4 protein-coding genes and 1 pseudogene are annotated in these 6,359 nt (G+C 59.3%); 1 reads left to right on the top strand and 4 read right to left on the bottom strand.

Translation table 11 applies throughout. The features are described from left to right. Both AC1DF8_RS36070 and AC1DF8_RS36065 read right to left on the bottom strand, forming a co-directional pair. Window positions 1-1,469, bottom strand: a 1,469-nt coding sequence (locus AC1DF8_RS36070) for an O-antigen ligase family protein (protein ID WP_478157591.1), incomplete at its 3' end; no start/stop codon positions are given. A gap of 1 nt (window position 1,470) precedes the next feature. Then, complete coding sequence (locus AC1DF8_RS36065) at window positions 1,471-2,658, bottom strand: glycosyltransferase family 2 protein (RefSeq protein WP_478157589.1); 1,188 nt, start codon at window positions 2,656-2,658, stop codon at window positions 1,471-1,473. A gap of 691 nt (window positions 2,659-3,349) precedes the next feature. On the opposite strand from AC1DF8_RS36065, the gene AC1DF8_RS36060 reads away from it, so the two are divergent. Beyond that, on the top strand, window positions 3,350-4,657 hold the full coding sequence (locus tag AC1DF8_RS36060) for a hypothetical protein (RefSeq protein ID WP_478157587.1): 1,308 nt from the start codon (window positions 3,350-3,352) through the stop codon (window positions 4,655-4,657). A 69-nt stretch (window positions 4,658-4,726) separates the two neighbouring features. Here the strand turns inward: AC1DF8_RS36060 and AC1DF8_RS36055 are convergent, their stop codons facing one another. Both AC1DF8_RS36055 and AC1DF8_RS36050 read right to left on the bottom strand, forming a co-directional pair. Further along, entirely contained in the window at window positions 4,727-5,956 is a 1,230-nt protein-coding gene (locus tag AC1DF8_RS36055; protein WP_478157585.1) for a right-handed parallel beta-helix repeat-containing protein, read from the bottom strand. Between the two features lie 124 nt (window positions 5,957-6,080). Beyond that, window positions 6,081-6,359, bottom strand: a pseudogene (locus tag AC1DF8_RS36050) (exopolysaccharide biosynthesis protein); the annotation flags it as partial.

Here is a 6,359-nt window from a genome sequence, read left to right as displayed (position 1 = left end):
GATGTGACGTTCACCGGCGCATTGTTGCCGGCATCGCCGGTGCTGAGCGCAGTTGCCAGCGGTTTGTGGATCATCAGCCGGGATGCGGCGTGATAGCTCGGATTCAAGCCCGAGATCAGCACGATCGACGCCGCCATCAGCACCATCATAACCGCAACGATCATAACAAGCCGCCGACGGATCAAGCGTAACCCAGACGTAATATCTCTCGCTTCGGTTGGAAACCGGATCGCGAACATAATCACAGCAGTCGCAAACAGGACGAAGAGGATGCTATTCTGAGTGAGGATGATCGTCTCCGTGAGGTTCATCACCAGGAACATGATGACCAGCACATTCAGCCACAGCCAACCCTCTTCGGGAGCGTCACACAGCAGCGTCGCTCCCTGCCGAAGCGCGCGGACTATCGTCCAGGCCAGGGGTATGAAACCCACGAGGCCGAGGCCCAGCAATACGTCGCGAAAGCCGTTATGGGCATGCGGCGCAGGCCACCCGGCTGCAGCGCGGACGTACCAGCCGTCGGCATTGGAGTCGGCCCAGAAGGCTTGATAGCCATAACCGAGCAACAGCCGTCTTCCGATTGCGAGATCCACTTCCCGCCAGAGCGGAACGCGTCCAGTCAGCGTCGCATCCTTGCCCATCGCTTCGAGCAGGGGAACGAGCAATTCGCTAAGTCCGACAAGGACCAGCGCAACCAATTGCAGGCAGACCAGCACGAGCGTCGCCCGTCCAAGGTCGCGGGTCTTTGAAAGGGCTAGGAAGAAAGCTGTTGCCGGGACCGCGCTGACGAGTGAGTTCATGGCCGTCATCGACTGCGACGCGACCAGGCAAAAGAGACTGGCGCACAGCAGCGGTATGCTGACAATTCTAGGCCCAGCCCGTCGATCCACGGCCATCATGCTGCACGCGAAAGTCGCGATCGCTGCGTTCCACCCGAGGGTGTTCTTATTGTCAAAAACTCCTCTCAGGGAGCTCTCGCCAAAGGTGAACGCACGACTGGGCCATGCCACAGCCATCAAAAGACTGCACACCATGCCGGTGCCAAGCACCACGACTGTCAGCAACAGCAGTTGCCGCGGCGTGAACAGGATGGCGAGAAGGTATGCTAGTGAAATGGAGAGGATGAGCGCAACGCCCCGCTGTAGGGTGAGAGCGGGGCTCGACGACCACAACACTGAAGCAAGCGGTAACAAAAGAAGGATGGCGAACGGCAGGCTACGGCGAATGGCAGTCAGCAGCTCTGCCTGATTTCGAGCCAGGAGTCCAAGAGAAATCAGATAGATGGGCATGCCGAGCAGGCGAAGCTTGGCCATCTCGCTGGCATCGAGGTTGCCGTCACGGTCGATGAGAGGAAAGATGCAGCCACTCAGAAGGAACAGCGCGATGAGGACGCCGATGCACTCCATTGACCGCCACGGCATGATGACTTTGGGGCTGTAGACTGCCGGATAGCAAGCCTTCTCCATCATATCATTCTGCCGGATACTGGCTGCTCAACTGGCCTTCCGTCGTTCTCACGCCCGTCAACGCTGGACTTGCGGCGATGCCGACCCGGCGCAGAGCGCTGGCACCGGCGGCCGCGTCGCGTCGCGTCTGATCTGCAGCGGCACCATTAACCGACCCCGCAGCGGCCCGGCCTGTCAGATGCTCCACAAGATAAAGAGGCCGTTGTCGGACCTCGACTGCGATGCGGCCGACATATTCGCCAAGAAGCCCGACGGAAATCATGTTGAACGCGCCGAATACCAGAATGACCACCATGATGGAGGCGTAACCGGGCATATCGACGCCAAATATCAGCGTTCGTCCAATGATGATGGCCGCATAGAGTTGCGCTAGAAAGACGACAACGAGGCCGACATAAGTCCAGATGCGCAAAGGCATCGTCGTCGACCCGGTGATCCCGTCGAGCGCGAAGTTCCACAAGCGCCAGTATACCCACTTCGAGGTGCCGGCCGTACGTTTCGGCCGGTCGTATTCGACCGTCGCCTGAGTGAAGCCAACCCAGGAGAATAGCCCTTTCATGAAGCGGATACGCTCCGGCATGCCGTTGAGGACATCGACGACGCTGCGATCCAGCAGCCGGAAATCGCCGACATTGTCCTGGATGGGGTAGTCGGCCATCCTGTTATAGAGGCCGTAGAAGGCCGCGGCGCTGCACCGCTTGAGCCAGGTGTCGCTGACACGTCTCTTGCGTCGTGCGTTGACCACCTTTGCGCCGCGCATCCAGGCGCTCACCATATCCGGGACGATATCTGGCGGATCCTGCAGATCGACGTCCATCGGGATGATGGCATCTCCGCGGGCGTGGGCGAGACCGGCTGCCAGAGCTGCGTCCTTGCCGAAGTTCCGCGACAGGCAGATCAGTCCGATATCCGGTCGCTGAGCCACGAGACCTTCGATGATGTCTACGGTGCGATCGCGGCTGCCATCGTCGACGAAGAGGATCTCTACCTGTCCGCCTGGTCCGAGAGCGGCGCGGATCGCGTTGGTCTGTGCATCCATGGCCTGGAGAAAGAGCACGATCGTCTCCTCCTCGTTGAACACCGGCACCACAATACTCAGTACCAGGCCGTCCATATCTGACATGCCGTGAGACGAAAGATCAGTCTTGGTGATGGGCCATGTGAGGGGGGATTCCGTGCTGCGCGGCAACATGTTAAGCCCCCGATGTGATGAAATGTGTTGGACCACATGCGCCTGCTGTCGCACGACCGCCGGCGCAACGAGGCCGCCGCTCGTAGATCCTTCGAAGAAACCGTTCGATCCGATCACTCTTTACAATAGTCTTACTCTTGACCATCCTCGGCTCCATTCAGCTTGCCGAACTCGCAAGCTTCAAGGCTCATCGAATTTCACCCCGACATCCCTGTCGGTGATGACACGCAAGCCTCTGTAGAAGTGAACTTTATTCTTTATGTTGGCTGGTCGAAAGCGAGCCATAAGACGTATGCGTACCACTTTGTGCTGATTGTTGCTCAAACGAAGAACGAGTTAGTCTTGGAACTGATCTAGTCCGGTAAGGATCTATTGCCGGCCGGGCGCTGGACACGGTTGTGGGACGAGTACGTGTATGGGCATATCTGATCTCAATCCGGCGCTGGGCGCGGAGATCGCGGGACCATCGAACCCGGTCAATAACAGAATATCTCATTTGCAAAGGTCGCACCCTTTATCGCGGCACGTCATCCTGTGGCTCGCCATGGTTGCCGCCTTGGCTGCGCTTTGCACCGCGATCAGCGGGCAGAGTTACTGGATAGACGAGGCCAACACTGCGTGGCGTGCCGCGGAGCCGCACTTTGAGGCGCTTTTGGCCCGCATGGTCGCGGAGACAGGCTCCGATGCGCAGATGCCATTTTTTCTCGTGACGATCTGGGCCTGGGAGAAGGTCGCAGGCGACGGCGAGGTTGCGCTGAGGGTGATGAACCTCGTTTGGCTTATTCCGGGCCTCTACGTCTTCGCCAATGGCCGGGTTGATCGGCTTCTGGTCGCCGCCAGCAGTGCGTTTCTCTGGTATTATGTCGATGAGGCGCGGCCCTATGGCATGCAGATCGGGGCGAGCCTGATGGTCTTCGGCCTGCTCGAACGCGCGGTGGTCGCGGCGAGCGATCGCAGTGCGGAAGGTCCGCTCCTTCGCCGCTATCAGGTCTGGCTGCTTGCGTTCGGACTTATTGCTCTTGCTGGAAGCAGCTTGCTCGGTGCGATCTGGGCCGCCGCCGCGGTCGGTGCCGCCGCTTGTGCCGTACACTGGCGCGTTCGCCGGCTTGCGAACAGCCATATCATCGGACCGTCGGTTCTGCTCGTGGTCGTGCTGGCGCCACTCGGGCTTTACTATCTCTGGACCGTACTTGGGGGGGCGGGCGGCACCAAAGTGGCGACGACCGACGCCCGGACATTGTTGTTCTCGGCCTACGAATTGCTGGGTTTCGCAGGCCTCGGTCCTGGGCGCACGGATCTGCGCGCCGGCGAGGGGACGATCGTCTCGTCTTACCTCGTTGCGCTCGCGAGCTACGCGATCCTGGTTGCTGCTGTAACGCTGGCCGGCCTGATTCAGGCCGTTCGCAATATTCCGCCTCGCACACTCGCGGCATGCGCGATCGCATTCACGGCTGCGGCAGCATTGATACTGGTCGCCGGATATATCCTGCATTGGCGTGTCGTTGGTCGCCACCTTGCTCCTGCGATAGCCGTCGTCCTGGCGCTGCAGGCGGCAGGTGCGACGCTGCTCTGGCGCCGGCCTGTCGGCAAGCTCGTGGTCGTTGGCTTTCTGGTAATGGCATTGGCTTCTGGTGCGAGCATCAGATTCGCGCAGCGGCATGCCAAGGACGATTATCGCGCTGCGGCCTCGGTCGTACGCACGGCCCTAACCGGGGGCGATCGCGTCTGGTGGAGCGCTGACGCACTTGGCGCTCTCGTGTACCATGTGCCGCTAGGCAAGGGATGTGGCAGCGCGCTCTATGTCTTTGAGCCACGGCCCGGTTTTGCTGCCGCTCTGGAGGCTCCGACTCTCGTCGTCACCAGCAAGCCTGATATTTACGATCCGGAAGGAGTGCTGGCCGCGTTCCTGTCCGACCAGCATTTTCAGGTTACCGAAACCTTCCAGGCTTTCCAGGTCTGGCGACGCGCGTCACCAACTGTTTCGTTACCTTGCAGTTAGGCGCCAATCCGCGCGCTGAATTCACGATAACTAGGCTGTGATTGACGAAATGTTTTCGCGGGCCTGCGTTTATCGCCGCACCGAGCCAGAGACGTTCTCGGCATTCGGTGGCGTCTCCGTACTGGGACCGGCCTCGTCCGCTCCGATGTCGATCTTGCCGTTTGCGCGGGCCTGCCCGTCCAGGTCGGCAGATCCGAGCCCGAAAGCTGTCGTTCCCGCATCGATGGCCGGCGAACCGGGCTTCAGGTGGAAATCTCCAGTGGCAGGATTTGAAAGCAGGGGATCACGTCCAAGCAGGTTCCCGTTCGCTGCATCCGGAGCATGGCCGTCCGAAAGCACCGATGCCTCGCGTGGAGTGCCGTTGAAGGTGATATTGTTGTACCACTTCACATCCTCGTTCACGTAGCCGTTGGTACTGACGTCGTTAATGGCCCGGTTTCTGGAATCCGTTCGCGGATCCGCCACCGCAATATTGTTCACCCAGGTATTGTGGCTGCCCATGGCGTTGCTCAGTTCGCCTCGCCAGCTTCCCTTGTTGGCATGGTCATGGTTGTTGTGCCAGACGGTGTTGTTGCGCACCGTGACGAAGTCGCTCAGGAAGACGTGGATGCCTTTGCCGCCATTGCCGTAGGAGACATTGCCCTCGATCAGAGTGCCGTAGCGGTATTTGGTATCGTGAAAACCGTCGATGATGATACCGTTTCCATCGGTATGTTCCCAGTTGATGGCGGGTCCCTGCACGTTGTCGTAGGTAATGTTGTTCCTGACGACGTTGCGGAACTCGGCGTTGCCTGGAGCGAGGTCCATGTTCTGCCAGAGCGAAATGCCGCTGCACTGATAACCGTTCGTCGCAGTGTTGCCATAGACCCGGTTGTCCTCAATCGTCAGCCAATCCGATTTGGCGCTGGAAATGCCCGAGCCGCCGCTGTCATGGGCAATATTGTCCTTGATTGTGACATGGTGTGATCCTTCGATATCGATCGCATGTCCCCCGCCGCCAACGACGTCGAAGCCTTCGATCCTGATGTAGTTCGCCCGCACGTTCAGGGTGCTGTAGGTGTCCGAAGCAGGCGGTCTGAGCAAAGCGCCGCCGGGCAATTCAGAGCGGATGGTGACGTAATTATCCGCCGTACCATTCTTCGTTATCATGATCTGCTCGTGATAGGTTCCCGCCTTCACCACGATCTGATCGCCGGGCTTGAGCTGCGCCTGCATGGCGCGGCCGATCGTCTTCCATGGCGCTGACAGGTTGCCCTTGGCTATGTCGCTTCCGTCAGTGGCAACGTAGTAGTCCGTCATCACGCTTCTCCTGTCCCTGTAGTCTGGTGATCCCTTGGGGTGCCGGTTGTGATGATCAATGGCCTTCGCCTGCTAGAGCACAAGCGATCGACTGAGCCTATTGGATCCTTTGTAATGTCGAGGCTTACATTTTAAAATCGTGGTATTTCATCAAGGATCTTGCGTATAATTCGGAGTCACGGAAGTTATATTTTGCGTGACGTTTGGGTTTGACATTGTTGATGGCGACGACGATGTCGGCATTGCGAGCGCTCCTGAGCTGCTGCAGGCAGAATTCGGCGGCTCTGCGGCTGGTTTTTGCCCATTGCACGATCATCAGCGTTCGCTCCGTCAGCGCTGTCAGATGCATCGTATCGGCCGAGGCCAGTACGGGGGCGCTGTCGAAGATGACGATCTGGCCTCT

This window comes from Rhizobium sp. 05N49, from assembly GCF_056396805.1.
This window is presented reverse-complemented; position numbering and strand designations above follow the sequence as displayed.